The organism is Undibacterium sp. Di24W, from assembly GCF_049340325.1.
In the GTDB taxonomy this organism is placed as follows: domain Bacteria; phylum Pseudomonadota; class Gammaproteobacteria; order Burkholderiales; family Burkholderiaceae_D; genus Undibacterium.
Genome location: NZ_JBMPOP010000005.1, coordinates 185992 through 203632 on the forward strand (window position 1 = coordinate 185992; position 17641 = coordinate 203632).

General features: G+C 46.3%; 15 protein-coding genes. 12 read left to right on the top strand and 3 right to left on the bottom strand.

Translation table 11 applies throughout. The features are described 5' to 3' along the window. Positions 1-45 precede the first annotated feature (45 nt). Together ACO0KZ_RS12380 and ACO0KZ_RS12385 are read left to right on the top strand one after the other, a co-directional pair. A complete protein-coding gene (locus tag ACO0KZ_RS12380) occupies positions 46-2409 on the top strand; it encodes a GH92 family glycosyl hydrolase (protein WP_422995586.1) in 2364 nt (787 codons plus the stop codon). Between the two features lie 157 nt (positions 2410-2566). Next, positions 2567-3916, top strand: a complete 1350-nt coding sequence (locus tag ACO0KZ_RS12385; RefSeq protein ID WP_422995588.1) for an amidohydrolase — start codon at positions 2567-2569, stop codon at positions 3914-3916. A gap of 107 nt (positions 3917-4023) precedes the next feature. On the opposite strand, the gene ACO0KZ_RS12390 is transcribed toward ACO0KZ_RS12385, so the two are convergent. Genes ACO0KZ_RS12390 through tyrS form a run of 3 tightly spaced genes read right to left on the bottom strand, consistent with a single transcriptional unit; the run spans position 4024 to position 6394 of the window. Then, a complete protein-coding gene (locus tag ACO0KZ_RS12390; protein ID WP_422995590.1) occupies positions 4024-4680 on the bottom strand; it encodes a histidine phosphatase family protein in 657 nt (218 codons plus the stop codon). Beyond that, positions 4677-5138 (bottom strand): D-aminoacyl-tRNA deacylase, encoded by a 462-nt coding sequence (dtd, locus tag ACO0KZ_RS12395; protein ID WP_422995592.1) that lies wholly within the window; start codon positions 5136-5138, stop codon positions 4677-4679. Before dtd ends, ACO0KZ_RS12390 begins: the two co-directional genes overlap by 4 nt. Further along, positions 5135-6394, bottom strand: a complete 1260-nt coding sequence (tyrS, locus tag ACO0KZ_RS12400; RefSeq protein WP_422995594.1) for a tyrosine--tRNA ligase — start codon at positions 6392-6394, stop codon at positions 5135-5137. The genes dtd and tyrS overlap by 4 nt, the downstream gene beginning before the upstream one ends. A gap of 366 nt (positions 6395-6760) precedes the next feature. On the opposite strand from tyrS, the gene ACO0KZ_RS12405 reads away from it, so the two are divergent. From ACO0KZ_RS12405 to ACO0KZ_RS12450, 10 genes are all read left to right on the top strand, one after another. Beyond that, complete coding sequence (locus ACO0KZ_RS12405; RefSeq protein WP_422995596.1) at positions 6761-8071, top strand: peptidoglycan DD-metalloendopeptidase family protein; 1311 nt, start codon at positions 6761-6763, stop codon at positions 8069-8071. Positions 8072-8146: 75 nt separating this feature from the next. Next, entirely contained in the window at positions 8147-9262 is a 1116-nt protein-coding gene (locus ACO0KZ_RS12410; protein WP_422995598.1) for an anhydro-N-acetylmuramic acid kinase, read from the top strand. A gap of 78 nt (positions 9263-9340) precedes the next feature. Continuing rightward, on the top strand, positions 9341-9988 hold the full coding sequence (locus ACO0KZ_RS12415) for a DsbA family protein (protein WP_422995600.1): 648 nt from the start codon (positions 9341-9343) through the stop codon (positions 9986-9988). A gap of 23 nt (positions 9989-10011) precedes the next feature. Next, positions 10012-10914, top strand: a complete 903-nt coding sequence (locus ACO0KZ_RS12420; RefSeq protein ID WP_422995602.1) for an aldo/keto reductase — start codon at positions 10012-10014, stop codon at positions 10912-10914. Positions 10915-11087: 173 nt separating this feature from the next. Beyond that, positions 11088-13409: a putative bifunctional diguanylate cyclase/phosphodiesterase gene (locus ACO0KZ_RS12425; RefSeq protein ID WP_422995604.1), complete on the top strand. Its 2322-nt coding sequence runs from the start codon at positions 11088-11090 to the stop codon at positions 13407-13409. Positions 13410-13498: 89 nt separating this feature from the next. After that, positions 13499-14011, top strand: a complete 513-nt coding sequence (locus ACO0KZ_RS12430) for a peroxiredoxin family protein (RefSeq protein WP_422995607.1) — start codon at positions 13499-13501, stop codon at positions 14009-14011. 346 nt (positions 14012-14357) lie between these two features. Beyond that, entirely contained in the window at positions 14358-15407 is a 1050-nt protein-coding gene (gene dusB / locus ACO0KZ_RS12435) for a tRNA dihydrouridine synthase DusB (protein WP_422996039.1), read from the top strand. Positions 15408-15535: 128 nt separating this feature from the next. Continuing rightward, entirely contained in the window at positions 15536-15769 is a 234-nt protein-coding gene (locus ACO0KZ_RS12440) for a helix-turn-helix domain-containing protein (RefSeq protein WP_186892113.1), read from the top strand. Positions 15770-15790: 21 nt separating this feature from the next. After that, positions 15791-17356: a bifunctional phosphoribosylaminoimidazolecarboxamide formyltransferase/IMP cyclohydrolase gene (gene purH / locus ACO0KZ_RS12445; RefSeq protein WP_422995609.1), complete on the top strand. Its 1566-nt coding sequence runs from the start codon at positions 15791-15793 to the stop codon at positions 17354-17356. Positions 17357-17382: 26 nt separating this feature from the next. Beyond that, positions 17383-17634: a GIY-YIG nuclease family protein gene (locus tag ACO0KZ_RS12450; protein WP_422995611.1), complete on the top strand. Its 252-nt coding sequence runs from the start codon at positions 17383-17385 to the stop codon at positions 17632-17634. Positions 17635-17641: the final 7 nt, after the last annotated feature.

Here is a 17641-nt window from a genome sequence, read left to right on the forward strand (position 1 = left end):
CTATTGTCACGCCTGAATATGAAACACGCATTTTTACGAAATTCTATGTCGACCACCGCAGTCAACAAAATGACACTCGCGTCTAGTGTTTTCTTGGGTTTAGGCTTAAGCCTAAGTCTAAGTCTAGGTATTTCGTATGCAAACGCGGCCGACAAGAATAGTCCCGCTGCAGCAGTGAATGTTTTCATTGGCACAGGCGGTGATGGGCATACTTTTCCTGGTGCAACGCGACCATTTGGTATGGTGCAATTAAGCCCTGATACGCAAGTGCGCCACTTCAAACAAAGCTATCCCTGGGCGGCTGGTTATCGCTATGAAGATGACTCTATACTCGGTTTCTCTCATACCCATTTTTCTGGCACTGGTCACTCGGATTTAGGCGATGTCTTATTGATGCCATATAGCGGTGAAACCAAATTAGAACCAGGCTATCCTGAGCGCGCCTACAGCGGCTATCGTTCTCGTTTTAGTCACCAGCAAGAACAGGCTGAGCCAGGCTATTACGCGGTGAAGTTACTGGATCACGAAATCGATGTGGAACTGACTGCCAGCGAACGCGTAGGTTTGCATCGCTATCGTTTTGCAAAAAACGTGGAAGCAAAATTAATAGTCGACTTGCGCAGTAGTATATACGACTACAAGACTAAGAACTTGTGGTCGAGCATGCGAGTAAGAGGTAATACCTTAGTCACCGGTATGCGTGAAACACGTGGTTGGGCGGCTGGGCGTCAAGTGTATTTTGCGATGCGGTTTTCTCGACCATTCGTTAGCAGAGAAATTCATAATCGTGAAGACGCGGTCGAATATCGCGGTTTTGCCGGTCCCGGCGCAGGTGCCAAAGATAAGGTAAAAGTTGAAGGCAAAGCGCTAGTCGCTGCCTTTGATTTTGGCACGCCGGATAATCAAACTTTGATGGTGAAAGTGGCGATTTCGGCGGTTAGCGAAGAGGGTGCTATTGCGAATTTGAGCGAAATGAAGGAGTGGGATTTTGCAGCAGAACGCAACAAAGCGAGTCAGGCATGGAATGAAGCTTTGTCAGCTGTCAGCATAGAAGCGAAACCAGAAATGCGCACTATGGCTTATACCGCGCTTTACCATAGCATGATGGGGCCTAGCTTATTTATGGATATCGATGGTCGCTATCGCGGCCCTGATAATCAAGTACATCAAACCGACAGTTTTCGATTTCATTCTACTTTTTCATTGTGGGATACCTACCGCGCTTTGCACCCTTTGCTAACGCTTATTCAACCCGAGGCACGCAATGCGGATTTTGTAAAGTCATTAGTCGCTTCTCAGCAATTTAGTCCTGAAGGTATTTTGCCTGTGTGGCAGTTTCATGGTTTAGAGACCTGGTGCATGATTGGTTATCATGCGGTGCCTGTCATCGCGGATGCTTACATGAAAGGAATTAAAGGTTTTGATGCAGAGGCCGCTCTGAATGCGATGGTTAAAAGTGCAGAGTACGGTCCGTATGGCGGCTTACAGCACTACATGAAATTTGGCTATGTGCCCACTGACTTGGAACCGGAAGCGGCGTCTAAAACGGTAGAGTATGCCTTCGATGACTGGACGATTGCTCGTATGGCAGAGAAGATGGGCAAAGCTGATATTGCGAAAAAATTCTACACGCGTGCTCAGTACTACCGCAATGTATTTGATACCAAAACAGGTTTCATACGTGCTCGTAAATCGAATGGCGAATTCCGTATCCCTTTCGATCCTACTGTATCGAATTTTGGTAGCGATTACACCGAAGGCAGCGCCTGGCAATATTCATGGTATATGCCACACGATAACGCCGGTTTGCTCGCTATGTTAGGTGGCGATGCGGCCGCTACTTCCAAGATCGACCAAGTTTTTGACGCCAAAGTGGATGAAAAAGTCTATGCGCATATGGAAGACATTTCGGGATTGATCGGTCACTACGCACATGGTAATGAGCCTTCACATCATGTCGCCTATCTCTATAATTATTTTGGTGCACCGTGGAAGACGCAACAGCGTTTGCAGCAGATCGTCGATAGCCAATACCACGTTAAACCTGATGGCTTATCGGGGAATGATGATCTCGGACAAATGTCGGCATGGTTGGCATTCACCAGTTTTGGCTTTTATCCGGTCGCGCCAGGCAGCAATGAATACATCATTGGACGCCCGTTTTTGGATAAGACCATATTGAATTTACCCAATGGGAAGAAATTCACCATACGTGCGGATCATTTGAGTAAGACGAATATGTACGTTGGTAGTGTTATGTTGAATGGCAAAACCTTAGACAAAAATTATTTGACGCACGAGCAAATCACAGCGGGCGGGGAATTGATTTTTTCGATGCGAGCGCAACCTAATAAAAAGTGGGGCAGTAGCAAAGAGGCGCGCCCTTATACGCAAACTCAGTATCAGTGAGTTGGTTTGAAATAGCATTTTTGCTTGACGTTTAGGAAGGCAAGAGACACAAGCCTTGTTGCCTTGGAGAATATGCGTTATGGTGTTTTGGCACGGCGAGAGATTTTTGGATTTATTTTCTCGCTCTTTCTTACACATATTTTTCTGGAGATAGATAATGATGGTGAAAACGCTTTTGGCTTCTAGCATTGCTTCCGGTTTTTTATTATTGAGCGGCACAATGTTTAGTGACACTGCTGTTGCCGCTGATTCTGAATTAAAACTGGCTATCGCCAAAAATTACAACGCTCAGCTCAAACCCTTGTTTGAGTATTTTCACCAAAATCCTGAACTCTCTTTTATGGAGGTAAATACCTCGGCGCGTCTCGCTAAAGAGCTACGTGCTGCTGGTTTTGAAGTCACCGAAGGCGTTGGCAAAACCGGTGTCGTTGCGATGCTAAAAAACGGCCCCGGCCCTTTAGTCATGATGCGTGCCGACATGGACGGTCTGCCTTTGGAAGAGAAATCGGGTTTGCCTTATGCCTCCAAAGTACAGCAAAAAGATCCGGATGGTAAATTGCAAAACGTCATGCATGCCTGCGGTCACGATGTGCATATCACGAGTTTGGTCGGCACGGCAGTACAAATGGCGGCACGTAAAAATCAATGGTCAGGCACCTTGATGTTAGTCGGTCAGCCTGCGGAAGAGCGCGTGGGCGGTGCTGCTTTGATGATGAAAGATCAAATCTGGAAACGTTTTGGCCAGCCTAAATATGCTTTGGCCTTCCATGTTGATGCTAGCTCGGAAGCGGGCAAAATTACTGCCGAAGAGGGCTCTCCGTACTCGGGTGTCGATACGGTAGAAATTATTGTGCATGGCGTTGGTACGCATGGCGCCTACCCGCATTTGGGCAAAGACCCGGTCGTGATCGGTGCGCAAATTGTGATGGCGCTGCAAACCATCGTCACACGCGAAGTTGCGCCGCGTGAGCCTGCTGTGATTACCGTTGGTTCCTTTCATTCAGGAACGAAATCGAACATCATTTCTGACGAAGCTAAGTTACAGTTAAGTGTACGCAGTGAAAGCAAAGAAACTCGCGCCTTGTTACTGTCAGCGATCAAACGTGTCGCGATCAATACGGGACGCGCTGCTGGTTTGCCAGAAAATCTTTTACCTGAGGTATTCGAGCGTGACACACCAACGCCGCCTACCCTCAACGACATTCCATTGACGCAGCGCCTGAAAAAAGTGTGGACAGAAAAACTCGGCAAAGACGCTTTCGCAACACCGAAAATGCGTGACGGCATGGGTGCGGAGGACTTCCCATTCTTCGTCAGTGATCCCTATATACCTAGCGTCTACTTTTCGATCGGCGGTACGCCAAAAGAAGATTTTGAGATCGAGAGAAAAGGTGGTACCGCAGTCCCTGGCCACCATAGTCCGATTTTTAAAATTACACCCGAGCCTGCGGTTAGAGCGGGTGTAGAGGCGACTGTGATTGCTTTGTTGGATTTGATGAAAAAGTAAATCTAGCAGTCACTATATAAAAAATGCCGCTCCATGATGAGCGGCTTTTTTTTGTGACTATGTGAAGTCTGGTAGCTTGCGAAGTGAATGTGATATTTGCTTATGGGTTATTCATCGATTTCATCCAACATCGCATCGCCCAAATGTTCAACATCGCCCCAACTTATCAGCGATAGCCGCCCGTCACGGAATTCAAAACGATTAATACTCGCGTTAAAAATAGTAATTGTACGTTCCGCGTTCAGCGGCAGATTCATTGCCGCGCGATAGGCGCATTCGAGTACGCCGCCGTGGGCGACTAAGGCGATTTTTTGACCCGAAAATTGTTTGGCGTAATGCGAAATACAGGCGATCGTTCGTTGCTGAAATTCACGTATGCTTTCGCCAATGTTCTTGCTGTCATCAGGTTTCGGCGGAAAATGAAAATCAGGGTCACGCAGGCGCCAGTGCGCGTATTCTTTGGGGTAAATTTCTGGTAATTCGCTATACAACTTACCCTCGAAATCACCAAAGCAACGCTCGCGTAATCCGGCATCGATGCGGGTTGGTAAGCCTTGTAGCCTAGCGATTTCACCCGCAGTTTGTATGGCACGTTGTAGGTCGCTGGAGATAATCGCAGTGATTTTTTCTTGCTGCAAACCTGCGGCTAATGCTTTTGCTTGACGACGTCCTTCGGCATTGAGCGGAATATCCAAATGCCCCTGCAATTTGCGCACGGCATTCCATGCGGTTTCGCCGTGGCGTATTAATAAAATTTCGGTCACGCTGATTTTTCTGCTTTGGATTTGGTTTGTAACCAAAAGGTGACTGGGCCATCATTGGTCAATGAAACTTGCATGTCAGCGCCAAATTGCCCGGTTTCGACCATGGCATGTTTGCTGCGTGCCTGCGCAACAAAAAGGTCAAATAATTGTTTACCTAATTCAGGCGGTGCGGCGGGTGTGAATGAGGGACGGGTGCCCGATTGCGTGTCGGCCGCCAAAGTGAATTGCGGCACTAACAACAAGCCACCTTGCACGTCAGTGACGCTACGATTCATTTTGCCAGCTTCATCGGAAAATACGCGATAGCTGAGCAATTTCGTTAGTAATTGCTCAGCGTCTTTTTCTGTGTCATTTCGTTCAGCGCAAACCAGCACCATCAAGCCTGCATTGATGGCACCTATCGTTGCGCCATCGACGACAACACTGGCTTGTCTAACTCTTTGCAATAAAGCGATCATGCGGTCAAAGTCACTTTGGCAAATTTACGCTTGCCGACTTGCAGTACCACTGTGCCTGCTTGTACTTGTAATTGTTTATCGCTGATGACCGCGCCATCAATACGCACGCCGCCTTGATCGACCATGCGCATCGCTTCCGAAGTAGAAGCGCATAGATTGGCTTGCTTTAACAATTGCGCGATACCGACAGGTGCACCGCTCAAGCTAATTTCAACGATGTCGTCAGGAATGCCGCCTTTAGAGCGATTGACGAAATCCGCTAATGCATCTTCTGCTGCTTGCTTGTTATGGAAGCGCGTCACGATTTCTTGGGCGATGGCGACTTTGATATCGCGTGGGTTTTGTCCTTCTGCGACAGATTTCTTGTATTGTGCGATTTGCTCTAAAGAGCAGAACGACAGCAAATCATAGTAACGCCACATCATCTCGTCAGAAATACTCATGACTTTGGCGAACATCGTATTTGCTGGTTCGGTAATCGCGATGTAGTTATTTTTGGATTTAGACATCTTTTCGACGCCATCCAGACCTTCTAACAAAGGCATAGTCAAAATACACTGCGGCTCTTGGCCGTAGTCTTTTTGCAGTTCACGCCCGACTAGGAGGTTAAATTTTTGATCAGTGCCACCGAGTTCCAGATCCGAATGCAAAGCCACGGAATCATAACCTTGCATTAATGGATACAAAAATTCATGTACGGAAATGGGCGTGCCAGCTTTGAAGCGTTTCGTGAAATCATCACGCTCCATCATGCGCGCTACCGTGTATTTAGAAGACAATTGAATCAAACCACGGGAACCGAGTGGATCGCACCATTCTGAGTTGTAGCGGATTTCGGTTTTACTGGCATCTAAGACTAAAGACGCTTGTTTGAAGTAAGTTTGGGCATTCGCTTCAATTTGTTCGCGCGTCAATGGTGGACGCGTTGCATTGCGGCCAGATGGATCGCCAATCATAGACGTGAAGTCACCGATTAGGAAAATCACAGTGTGTCCTAAATCTTGCAGCTGGCGCATTTTATTGAGCACCACGGTATGACCCAGATGCAAATCGGGTGCGGTAGGATCAAGTCCTAACTTGATACGTAATGGCTTACCAGTTTTTTCACTGCGCGCTAGTTTTTGCGCGAATTCGGATTCAATTAAGAGCTCATCGACGCCACGTTTGGTGACGGCTAATGCATGTTGCACTGCATCAGATAGAGGCAATAGGGCGGTGGCGCCTGGCGCTTTGTCAATTTGTTGTGGCGAAGTCATGGTGGTATCTGTTAATAAAATTTACTAATTAGGTTTGCTAATAAACGAATAAATTTGGATATCGATCAAAAAGTTTTGTAACAGCGCTAGCGAAAAAAATGTGCTCCTCGCATAATCGTCAGCTTGCATTATTCGCCATTTGCTTTACAATCAGGCGACTATTTTTCGCCCCGCTTCAAGATGATAAAAAAATAAAAGAAGTGGGTTTTCAAACATTTTGTTTGGTGTCAGATGGTAGCGTCTGACAGCGAAACATCAATTTTAACTTATTGCATGCGATTATCCGATAATTTCCGTCATCTAGCTGCAACTACGAAAGTTAAAGCCCATTCACTTGTCAAAGAAAGTATCGTTAATGTGCGCAGTATGCGTGCATCACGTGTGATTTCTTTTTCCGCTTTATTTTTCGCAGTATGCGCAGTCGGCGCGGTAGGCGTAGCACCTTTAGCCCCCGACGCTTCTAATTTACCTGTCAAAACAATCACTCAAGAGTTGGTATTGCCATCATTAGATGAACAAATCTCCCAGATCGTTTTGCAACAACAGCATTTTGTTAAAGAAGAAAAAATTCAACGTGGCGACACCTTGGCTTCTTTAATGCAGCGACTTGGTGTTGATGATGTCAATGCGACTAATTTCTTAAAGGCAGATCCTGTTGCGCGCAATGTGCTGCAGGCACGTGCCGGAAAGTCTATTCGTGTTAAAACCACGGATGAAGGCACTTTAGAATGGTTACGTGTTGGTCTTGATGGCAACGATAAAGGCGGTAAGACTTTATTGGTGTCGCGCGATGAACATAATACGTTTAAGGCATCAGAGATTATTGAGCAATTAGAACGTCGTATAGAAATGCGTTCGGGTGATATTCAATCTTCCTTGTTTGTGGCAACCGATAAGGCTCTGATTCCAGCGCCGGTAGCAGATCAAATTGTCAAGATGTTCGAAACAAATATTGACTTCCGCAAGTTGCAGCGCGGCGATTACTTTAATGTGGTGTATGAAACTTTTTGGCAAAATGGCGAAATGGTAAAAACAGGTCGCTTGTTGTCTGGTGAATTCAAAAACTCAGATAAATTGTTTCAAGCTGTCTGGTTTGATGAAGGTGCTGGCGAAGGTGGTTATTACAGCTTCGATGGTAAATCTCTGAAAAAAGCTTTTTTGAAATCACCTTTAGAATTCTCCCGCGTCTCCTCCGGTTTCGCGATGCGCGTCCATCCCATTTCAGGCAAATGGAAACGTCATACCGGTATCGACTTTGCGGCGGTTAGTGGTACGCCAATTCGCGCCTCGGCGGATGGAACGATTGATCATGCTGGTCCGCAAGGGGGGTACGGCAATATGGTCATTATCAAACATTGGAACGGCTACAGTACAGCCTATGCGCACATGAGCCGCTTTGCACCAGGCGCTCGCAAAGGGACTCGCGTGACACAAGGGCAAGTGATTGGTTATGTCGGTTCTACTGGGTGGTCAACCGGTCCTCATTTGCACTATGAATTCCGCGTGAACAATGAGCCACGTGATCCGAATACTATTAGTGTGCAAAGTGCAGCGGCCTTGGCCTCACATGAGTTGCCACGATTTAAGGTAGTGGCTGCCGATATGTCGCATCGTTTTAATTTATTGCGCCCTGAACGCAATTCATCGGGCAATGCAGCACGTATCGCGGCACGCTAAATGCAAGACGATAACTTCTAAAATGAGCCGAACCTAGTTCGGCTTTTTTATTCTTAAAATTCGCTTTTGAAAAATATGGAAAATAAATCCTCTACGTTTATCGGCCTAATGTCAGGTACGAGCCTTGATGGTGTTGATGGTGTTCTAGTGCGTTTCGGGGATCACAAGGGTGAAGTTTTGCAGATGCAAGCGAGCTCGCATCAGAGTTTTTCACCCGAGCTCAAGCAGCAGGCTCTGGCATTGCAACAGGCGGCTGATAACGAAATTGAGCGCGAGGCTTTGTTAGCGAACGCGTTGGCGAGTGTTTATGCCGATTGTGTTTCAAAATTATTGAGCGCTGCAAACTGCGAAGCAAGTCAAATACAGGCGATTGGCGTGCACGGTCAAACCATACGACATCGTCCAGACTTAGGGTTTACACGTCAAACGAATAATCCGGCCTTGCTCGCTGAATATACGGGTATAGACGTGGTCGCTGATTTCCGTAGTCGTGATATTGCTGCAGGTGGACACGGTGCGCCATTGGTGCCCGCATTTCATAGGGCGATGTTCGGTCATGATAGGCATTGCCGTGTGGTGGTAAATATCGGTGGCATCAGCAATATTAGTATTCTGCGCGTGAAAGGCCACACTACTGGTTTTGATACTGGTCCTGGCAATGTACTGATGGATGCCTGGATACACCAGCATCAAGGCTTAGCATTCGATGATAGTGGGTCGTGGGCGGCACAAGGGCAAGTTCATACCGCGTTGCTAGAGCTGCTATGCCAAGAAGCTTATCTGCAAAAAACACCACCGAAAAGCACTGGTCGTGATTTGTTTCACTTGGCTTGGCTGATAGAAAAATTGCAGGTATTTCCTGATATTAGCGCTGTCGATGTGCAAGCGAGCTTGTGTGCCTTGACTGCGAAGACGATCGCTGATGCCATACAAACTTATTCTCCTGATTGTGAAGCCGTCTATGTGTGTGGTGGCGGTGCTTATAATAATACTTTGATGCACATGCTCAAAGAGTTGTTGGGAAACATACATTTAGACAGTACGGATAGCCTGGGGATCGCGGCGAATCATGTGGAAGCATTGGCATTTGCCTGGTTGGCACAGCGTTTTCATTTACGCCTTGCTGGTAATCTAAGTGACGTGACTGGTGCGCGAGGTGAACGTATTCTTGGTGCTTTGTATCCGGCGTAATTGAATTGGATTTCGTTTAATTTATGAAGCAGTTTGTATGAGCTTTTTTTTTTGAATAATTTTTATGAGTGAATATTTATGAATAAGTTCGTCTATATCGCCGATCCTATGTGTTCATGGTGCTATGGATTCGGTCCGGAACTGCGTCAATTTTTGCAGACTCAGCCAGACGCTGAATTGGACATTATTCTGGGCGGCTTGCGTGCTTATAATCGCCAGACAATGGATGACGGACAACGCGAAATGATTCTTGAGCACTGGCATAAAGTGCAGCAGGTAAGTGGTCTGCCTTTCGATATGACGGGCTTAAATCGTAACGGTTTTGTGTACGATACCGAGCCAGTGTGCCGTGCTGTGGTAACGGCAAAAATAGTGGCAGAAGACATGCCGAACATGGCGATATTAAATGTATTTCAAGCCTTGCAGCATGCATTTTATGCGGATGCGCGAGACGTGACCGACGAAAAAGTGTTGGCAGAGGTCGCTAGTCGCGCTTTGAACGCGTTTGATGGCGGTGATAGCTTTGACTATGAGAGCTTCTACGAGGTGTTGACCGCGCCACCAACGCGCGACGAAACCCGTCAGCACTTTGAACAGGTGCAACGCTGGGGCGTACGTGGGTATCCAGTTCTGTTGGCAGTGAAAAGTGATGGCCTACATATGCTGAGCTCCGGCTATACCAAGTCCGCGAGTTTGCAAGAGGCCTTTCAACAATTAGCGAAGTAAACATTTAAGAAGAGACGAATAAAATGACAAGTCCGCGTCTGCAAATTGCACCCAATGGTCCAGAATTTTCCCGCATCGTACTTGGCCTGTGGCGTTTATCGTCATGGCAGATGAGTCCGGCACAGCGAGTGGAGTTCTTGCAAGCGGCCTTAGATCTGGGTATTACCACCATAGACCAGGCTGATATTTATGGCGATTACACCAGTGAGACCTTGCTAGGTGAGGCATTCGCCCATACTCCGTCATTGCGTCAGCATTTTCAGATTGTGACGAAATGCGGCATACAGTTTCCTGCGACTTTACGCCCCGCGCAAACCTCGCATATTTATAACACCACAGGTCAACACATCATCGACTCAGCTGAAACCTCTTTGCGTAGTATGCAAATTGAGACGATTGATTTGTTGTTGATTCACAGACCAGATCCTTTGATGGATGCCGACGAAGTTGCCGCTGCTTTCACACGCCTGCATGAGAGCGGTAAGGTGAAATATTTTGGTGTATCGAATTTTACGAATGCCCAGTTTGAGTTACTGCACTCACGCTTTCCTTTGGTGACCAATCAAGTCGAGTGTTCATTGATGCAAATGGCGCCGATTGAAGATGGCAGTTTCGATTTAGCCCAGCGTTTGCGTTTCGCACCCATGATATGGTCAGCGCTTGGAGGCGGTGCTTTGTTTAGTGATCGTGGCGAAGTTGCGCAACGAATTCGCACCTGTCTTGAGCACATAGCCGAGCAACTTGATGTAACTACTTCCAGCGTTGCACTGGCTTGGATATTAAGTCTTCCGAGCCGACCACTGGTTTTGACCGGCTCAAGCCGGGTATCCGTTTTGGCAGAGGCGGTTCAAGCCGCACAACTACGTTTGTCGCGTGAACATTGGTTTGATCTGTGGCGTGCGGCAAAAGGTTTTGACATACCTTAATACCATTTGTGATTTTAAAAAAATACTTTTCAACAAGAATAAAACAGCGTATAAAAGAGCACTGGTGCAGCGTTACTACACAACCCCGTTTATTTAGCTTTGTTGTCGCTTTATTGTGACTCAATGATGACGCATTGTCGATTCATTGAAGGCTTGAATTAGGAGCTTAGTAATTGAAGATTGTCCGATTCTATTTGCGCCGCTTTTTGCGGGCTCAGCGTTTGCCATCGAAAGACCTGCAATTGTGGCGCGACGAAATGTTGTCGGCGATCCTATTGGTCACAGTGTGTCTGGGGGCGCTGACTGCTGTACCGAGCGTCTTGCTGGCTATTCGAGATAAGTTATTTTCGATTATTCTAATCGACGGACTGGCGATCGCTTGGCTTTTTACTTTGTGGCGCTGGCGTAGTCTGAGTTTCGTTGCTCGTAGTTGGAATTTTCTCCTTATTGTTTATTTGGTTGGGGTGTTTTTCCTCTTAAAAGTGGGGCCCGTAAGCCAAATTTACTTACTCGCTGTTCCAGTACTGACTTCTTTATTACTTGGATTACGTCCTGCTATCGCGGTTTTGGTAGTGAACGCGCTCACCTTGCTGGCCGTTGGTTTTTTTGCTGATATCGATTTGCAATTTGATCGTTATCATGACCGGCCGTTTTTGCGCTGGATCATCATTAGTTTAAATTTCACCTTTATTAGCTCTGTTATTACGATTACTTGCGGCGTTCTTCTGCGTCGGTTGGAAGAGTCGTTAAGGAAACAAATGGAGATTAGTCAGTCTCTAAAAGGTGAACAAAAGTCCTTGCGCAAAGCTAATGAAGAGTTACGCTTGATCTCGGCAGCAGTCGAGAATTTAAATGATATGGTGCTTATTACCAATAATGACTTAGGTGCCGAAGGTCCTCAGCTGGTATTTGTAAATAGAGCGTTCGAGCACATTAGTGGGTACGGAAGAAGTGAGGTATTGGGAAAAAGTTTAGATGTCTTGTATGGCGAAAATTCTGATTCGCACGAGATTATTCGAATTCATACCGCCATGCAGAGTCAACAAGCGATTCGTTCCGAAATCATTAGCTATAACAAGGCTGGTAAAGAGTTTTGGTTGGAGATTGATATACAACCCATCAACGATAGCGCCGGTGTATGTAGTAATTTTGTGGCGATCGAACGTGATATTTCTGATCGCAAGAAAGCGGAATTTGATATTTATCGTTTGGCTTTTTTTGATGTATTGACAGGGTTGCCGAATCGGCGCTTGTTGCGAGATCGTATGGGCGTATTGCTCGCCAGTGCCCAACGCACTGGGCATTTTGGTGCGGTGTTATTTATTGATCTTGACCACTTCAAAACGATCAACGACGCGCGCGGACATGCTACCGGCGACGAGCTCTTGATCGAAGTGGCAAAACGCTTATCAGGTCTCTTACGTGAGGTAGATACGGTGGCGCGTATTGGGGGGGATGAGTTTGTGGTCCTGGTCGATAATCTCGATAATCATATTGAGATGGCCAGTAAGATGGCATTATCTGTAGCCGATAAAATCCGAATTGGACTCGCAAAAGATTTTGAAATCGACGGACAAACGTATAGCTCTAGTTGTAGCATAGGCGTTACGCTTCTGCCGAAAGCGGGACAGTCTGTGGATGATTTGCTACGTGAATCGGATACAGCGATGTATCGGGCGAAATCAGCAGGTAGGAATCAGATTGCCTTCTTTGAAGGCGCAATGCAAACCGAGGTTGAGGAGCGCTTGACTTTAGAGCACGATTTGGCCAAGGCGCAGGATTTATGTGAGTTGCAAATGGTTATGCAGGCGCAGGTGAATGAACTTGGCGTGCCAGTTGGTGCTGAATTATTGATGCGATGGAATAGTAAAGACCGCGGACCAGTTTCACCTGTAGTGTTTATTCCACTGGCAGAAGCGTCAGGCTTGATCGTCAGAATGGGAGATTGGGTTATTGCTCAAGCCTGCCAAATTGCTTTGCTATTACGCAGTCATGCATGTGATTTTCCCTTATCGGTGAACGTCAGTCCTAAGCAATTTCGACAAGCCGATTTTGTCGACAAAGTCGCCACCATTTTGGCGCAATATCAAGTAGATGGCTCCTGTTTAATCTTTGAAGTGACCGAAGGTCTGTTCATTGATGATTTACAAGAAACCATTGCCAGAATGTCGAAGTTATCTGCACTTGGCATACGCTTTTCCATTGATGACTTTGGTACGGGGTTTTCCAGTTTGAATTATCTCAAACGTTTGCCCTTGTATGAATTAAAAATCGATAAGAGTTTTGTGCACGATGTACCTGGAGACGCTAATGGCGCCGCAATCGTCGGCTCTATTTTGTCGATGGCCAAGCAATTCGGATTAAGAGTCGTGGCGGAGGGCGTAGAAACTGAGGCTCAGGCCGACTATCTGATCGAAAACGGATGCGATTCATTGCAGGGATTTTTGTATTCGCGCCCAATAGCACCAAGTGCTTGGTTAGCTGCCAGAACTTGAGCTTGTCATCAGATTCGCTGATGTGAGTACTTTGTTGGCCGAACACAGTATAATTCGTGCTTATTTTATGGGCTGGCAAATTTTCATTTATGGCATCGAACAATTCAAAAAAATTAGTCTGGATCGTATTGTCATTGATGTTGGCGGCTGGCTTCTTTGTTTATCAATCATTCAACGCCAAACAAGCCGCACCGTCCCTTAGTTTTACTAATTTGCAGGGAAATAAAACCAGTACTCAAAGCCTAAAGGGCAAAGTGTATATGGTGAATTTTTGGGCGACATCCTGCACCACCTGTGTCAAAGAAATGCCGCAGATGATTGCCAGCTATGAAAAATTTCGGGCTCAAGGATTAGAGTTTTTTGCGGTTGCCATGAGTTACGACCCACCAAACTATGTACTTAATTTTACCGAAACACGTCAATTGCCTTTTCAAGTCGTCCTCGACGTTGAGGGTAAAATTGCGCAAGCGTTTGGTGATGTTAGGCTCACGCCGACAACTTTTGTTATAGATAAGCAGGGCAACATCATTAAACGTTATGTTGGAGAACCTTCTTTTATTGAACTTGATCAACTGCTAGCACAATTACTTAAGCAAGCTTAATCTGATTATTGATTTCATTAAGCTGGTTGAGTTTTATACTTGGCTTTGTGTCTGCTTTTCATCTAAATCATATTTAAATGCAGGCAATGCAGTACTAATTGCGCTGATCTTTCTCTCATCATTTTAAAGTACCCATAGTTTGCATTGTCGCGCGTAGGCCTATTGCGAAATGAGGTCCATTAATTGGATCGTAATTCGTAAAAAAGTCTATCGAAAACTGGCTCTGAATTAAAAAATATTGTTCGAACGAATCCGCAATTTCGACAAGTTTTGCTAATTATTTAGGCAGCTTTTCAGGTAGAATAGCGCTTCCTCGAAATTCCTCCGACTCTCCCAAGGTTTTAACATCGTGCAAATTGGCGCCTATCAGCTAAAGAATAATATTTTTGTCGCGCCCATGGCAGGTGTGACGGATAGACCGTTTCGTCAATTGTGCAAAGATCTGGGCGCAGGCTATGCAGTGTCAGAAATGGCGGCATCCAATCCTAAATTATGGGAAACAGAAAAATCAACACGTCGCACTAACCATGAAGGTGAGATGGAGCCGAAGGCAGTGCAGATTGCTGGTGCTGATCCAAAAATGTTAGCGGAATGCGCAAAATATAATGTTGATAAAGGTGCGCAAATCATCGATATCAATATGGGTTGCCCGGTGAAGAAAGTTTGCAATGCCTGGTGCGGCTCTGCTTTGCTCCAAGATGAAAAACTGGTCGGTGAAATTCTCGATGCGGTGGTCTCTGCTGTTGATGTGCCTGTCACTTTGAAATTCCGTACCGGCTGGGATCGTTTGAATAAGAATGCGCTGCAAATTGCCCGCATCGCCGAATCAGCTGGCATAGCGATGTTGACCTTACATGGGCGCACACGTGCCGACGGCTATAAAGGCGCGGCTGAATACGACACCATCGCTGCGGTCAAAGCATTGGTCAAAATTCCCGTTGTCGCCAACGGTGATATAACGACGCCGGAAAAGGCCAAGTATGTACTAGAAATAACGGGTGCTGATGCGATTATGGTTGGACGTGCAGCGCAGGGGCGGCCATGGATTTTTCGAGAAATAGATCATTATTTGAAAACGGGTGAGCACTTACCCGCTCCTTTGGTGTCGGAAGTGAGTGCTCTATTGGATCGTCATTTACGCGAGCACTATGCGTTTTATGGCGAGTTTATGGGAGTGCGCACGGCGCGCAAACACATCGGCTGGTATGTGGAAGATTTGATTGAAGGTGAAGCTTTCCGCCAGCAAATGAATAAATTGGAAAGTTGTGAGGAGCAATTGGCCGCAGTAAAAATGTTTTTTGATAGTCGACCAACAGAACGGTTACAATACCGCCCCTCCGAGATCAATACGATCGCGGAATTGGGTCAAGGGTCAACGCAAGCTTTGGCTGCTTGAGTCATTTCCCTAACAGCATTTGATGTGAGTCGTGTGCATTATTTTGGTGAAAAGTTTTATTTAGTTTAACCCTAGAATTCCCGGTAGTTTTTTAAAAGAGGAATTCATTAATAAGAAGAAAATTCAGTATGAGCAAAGAAAGTATTCAAGAAGCCGTCCATAAGAATCTGGAAAAGTATTTCCGTGATTTAGGTGAACAACCCGCTTCAAATATTTACGATATGGTGGTGTTAGCGGTTGAAAAACCAATGTTGGAGATGGTCATGACACGCACCGATAGCAATCAATCTCAGGCTGCAGACATGCTAGGTATTAACCGTAATACCTTGCGCAAAAAATTGCAGCAACACGGTCTTCTTTAATTTTATTTACCTATCTCTATCATGATCAAACAAGCTCTCCTGTCCGTGTCGGACAAAACTGGTGTTCTCGAATTTGCACGTGAACTCAATGCTATGGGCGTCAAACTTTTGTCCACAGGCGGTACTGCAAAACTCTTGGCTGACAATGGTTTGCCAGTCACTGAAGTTGCGGATTACACAGGTTTTCCAGAGATGCTTGATGGTCGTGTGAAGACCCTACATCCTAAAGTGCACGGTGGTATTTTGGCGCGCCGTGATTTTCCAGAGCACCAAGCTGCTTTAGAAAAACACGGCATTCCAACCATTGATATGGTGGTGGTCAATCTTTATCCATTCCAAGCAACAGTCGCCAAAGCCGAATGTTCATTGGAAGACGCGATCGAAAATATCGATATCGGTGGCCCAACCATGTTGCGTTCATCGGCCAAAAACCATAAAGACGTGGTTGTAATTTGCGATCCTATTGATTACGCGACGGTCTTGGCAGAAATGAAAGCGGGCAATAACGTCGTGTCTTATGACACGAAATTCATGCTGGCGAAAAAAGTATTTGCGCACACAGCACAATATGACGGCGCGATCACCAATTATTTGACGAGTTTGGGCGAAGACAAAGCACACACAACACGTAGTGCTTATCCACAGACTTTGAACATGCATTTCGAAAAAGTACAAGAAATGCGTTACGGCGAAAACCCACATCAATCCGCTTCTTTCTATCGCGATCTGGCACCAGTTGTCGGCGCATTGGCGAACTACACGCAGTTGCAAGGCAAAGAGCTGTCCTACAATAATATCGCTGATGCAGATGCGGCGTGGGAATGTGTGAAGTCTTTCGACACTGGCGCGTGCGTAATCGTTAAACATGCGAATCCATGCGGCGTAGCTATCGGTGCGACAGCATTGGAAGCCTACAGCAAAGCATTGCAAACCGATCCAACTTCAGCCTTCGGCGGCATCATCGCGTTCAACACAGTATGTGACGGCGCTGCAGCAGAAGCCGTCGCAAAACAATTCGTTGAAGTCTTGATCGCGCCATCTTTCACTGCCGAAGCGAAACAAATTTTCGCTGCAAAACAAAACGTGCGTTTGTTAGAAATTCCTCTCGGTTCTGGCGTCAATCAGTATGACGTGAAACGTGTAGGTGGCGGCCTGTTAGTGCAAGCACCAGACGCAAAAAACGTTTTACCAGCCGATGTCCGCGTAGTCAGCAAATTGCAACCTACACCGCAACAAATGGCCGACATGATGTTCGCATGGCGCGTTGCTAAATACGTTAAATCAAACGCGATTGTCTTCTGCGGCAATGGCATGACTTTAGGCGTTGGCGCAGGTCAAATGAGCCGTATCGATTCTGCTCGCATTGCATCGATTAAAGCACAAAACGCTGGTTTGACTTTGCAAGGTTCAGCGGTCGCGTCTGATGCGTTCTTCCCGTTCCGCGATGGTCTCGATGTCGTCGTCGATGCTGGCGCGACTTGTGTGATTCATCCAGGCGGTTCTATGCGTGATCAAGAAGTGATTGATGCTGCGGATGAACGTGGTGTGGTGATGTTGTACACGGGTGTGCGTCATTTTAGGCATTGATTTGCAATCAGAACGTCGTTAGTTAAATGGCGTTCGTCTATATTCTCGCTAGTGATCGCAATGGCACACTTTACGTTGGTGTGACGAGCGATTTAGTTCAGCGAATTTTCCAACACAAAAACAAGTTTGTACCAAGCTTTACTGAAAAGTACGGTGTCGATAAACTTGTTTGGTTTGAGGCTTGTGATTCTATCGAAGGCGCGATTGTCCGTGAGAAGCAGATCAAGAAATGGAAACGGGAGTGGAAGGTCAATTTGATCGAGACGACGAATCCTTAGTGGAATG

Bases quoted from the DNA above. Each gene is read 5' to 3' on its own strand.
- ACO0KZ_RS12380 (WP_422995586.1), top strand. From the start codon at position 46: ATGTCGACCACCGCAGTCAACAAAATGACACTCGCGTCTAGTGTTTTC.
- ACO0KZ_RS12385 (WP_422995588.1), top strand. From the start codon at position 2,567: ATGATGGTGAAAACGCTTTTGGCTTCTAGCATTGCTTCCGGTTTTTTA.
- dtd (WP_422995592.1), bottom strand. From the start codon at position 5,138: ATGATCGCTTTATTGCAAAGAGTTAGACAAGCCAGTGTTGTCGTCGAT.
- tyrS (WP_422995594.1), bottom strand. From the start codon at position 6,394: ATGACTTCGCCACAACAAATTGACAAAGCGCCAGGCGCCACCGCCCTA.
- ACO0KZ_RS12405 (WP_422995596.1), top strand. From the start codon at position 6,761: ATGCGTGCATCACGTGTGATTTCTTTTTCCGCTTTATTTTTCGCAGTA.
- ACO0KZ_RS12410 (WP_422995598.1), top strand. From the start codon at position 8,147: ATGGAAAATAAATCCTCTACGTTTATCGGCCTAATGTCAGGTACGAGC.
- ACO0KZ_RS12415 (WP_422995600.1), top strand. From the start codon at position 9,341: ATGAATAAGTTCGTCTATATCGCCGATCCTATGTGTTCATGGTGCTAT.
- ACO0KZ_RS12420 (WP_422995602.1), top strand. From the start codon at position 10,012: ATGACAAGTCCGCGTCTGCAAATTGCACCCAATGGTCCAGAATTTTCC.
- ACO0KZ_RS12430 (WP_422995607.1), top strand. From the start codon at position 13,499: ATGGCATCGAACAATTCAAAAAAATTAGTCTGGATCGTATTGTCATTG.
- ACO0KZ_RS12440 (WP_186892113.1), top strand. From the start codon at position 15,536: ATGAGCAAAGAAAGTATTCAAGAAGCCGTCCATAAGAATCTGGAAAAG.
- purH (WP_422995609.1), top strand. From the start codon at position 15,791: ATGATCAAACAAGCTCTCCTGTCCGTGTCGGACAAAACTGGTGTTCTC.
- ACO0KZ_RS12450 (WP_422995611.1), top strand. From the start codon at position 17,383: ATGGCGTTCGTCTATATTCTCGCTAGTGATCGCAATGGCACACTTTAC.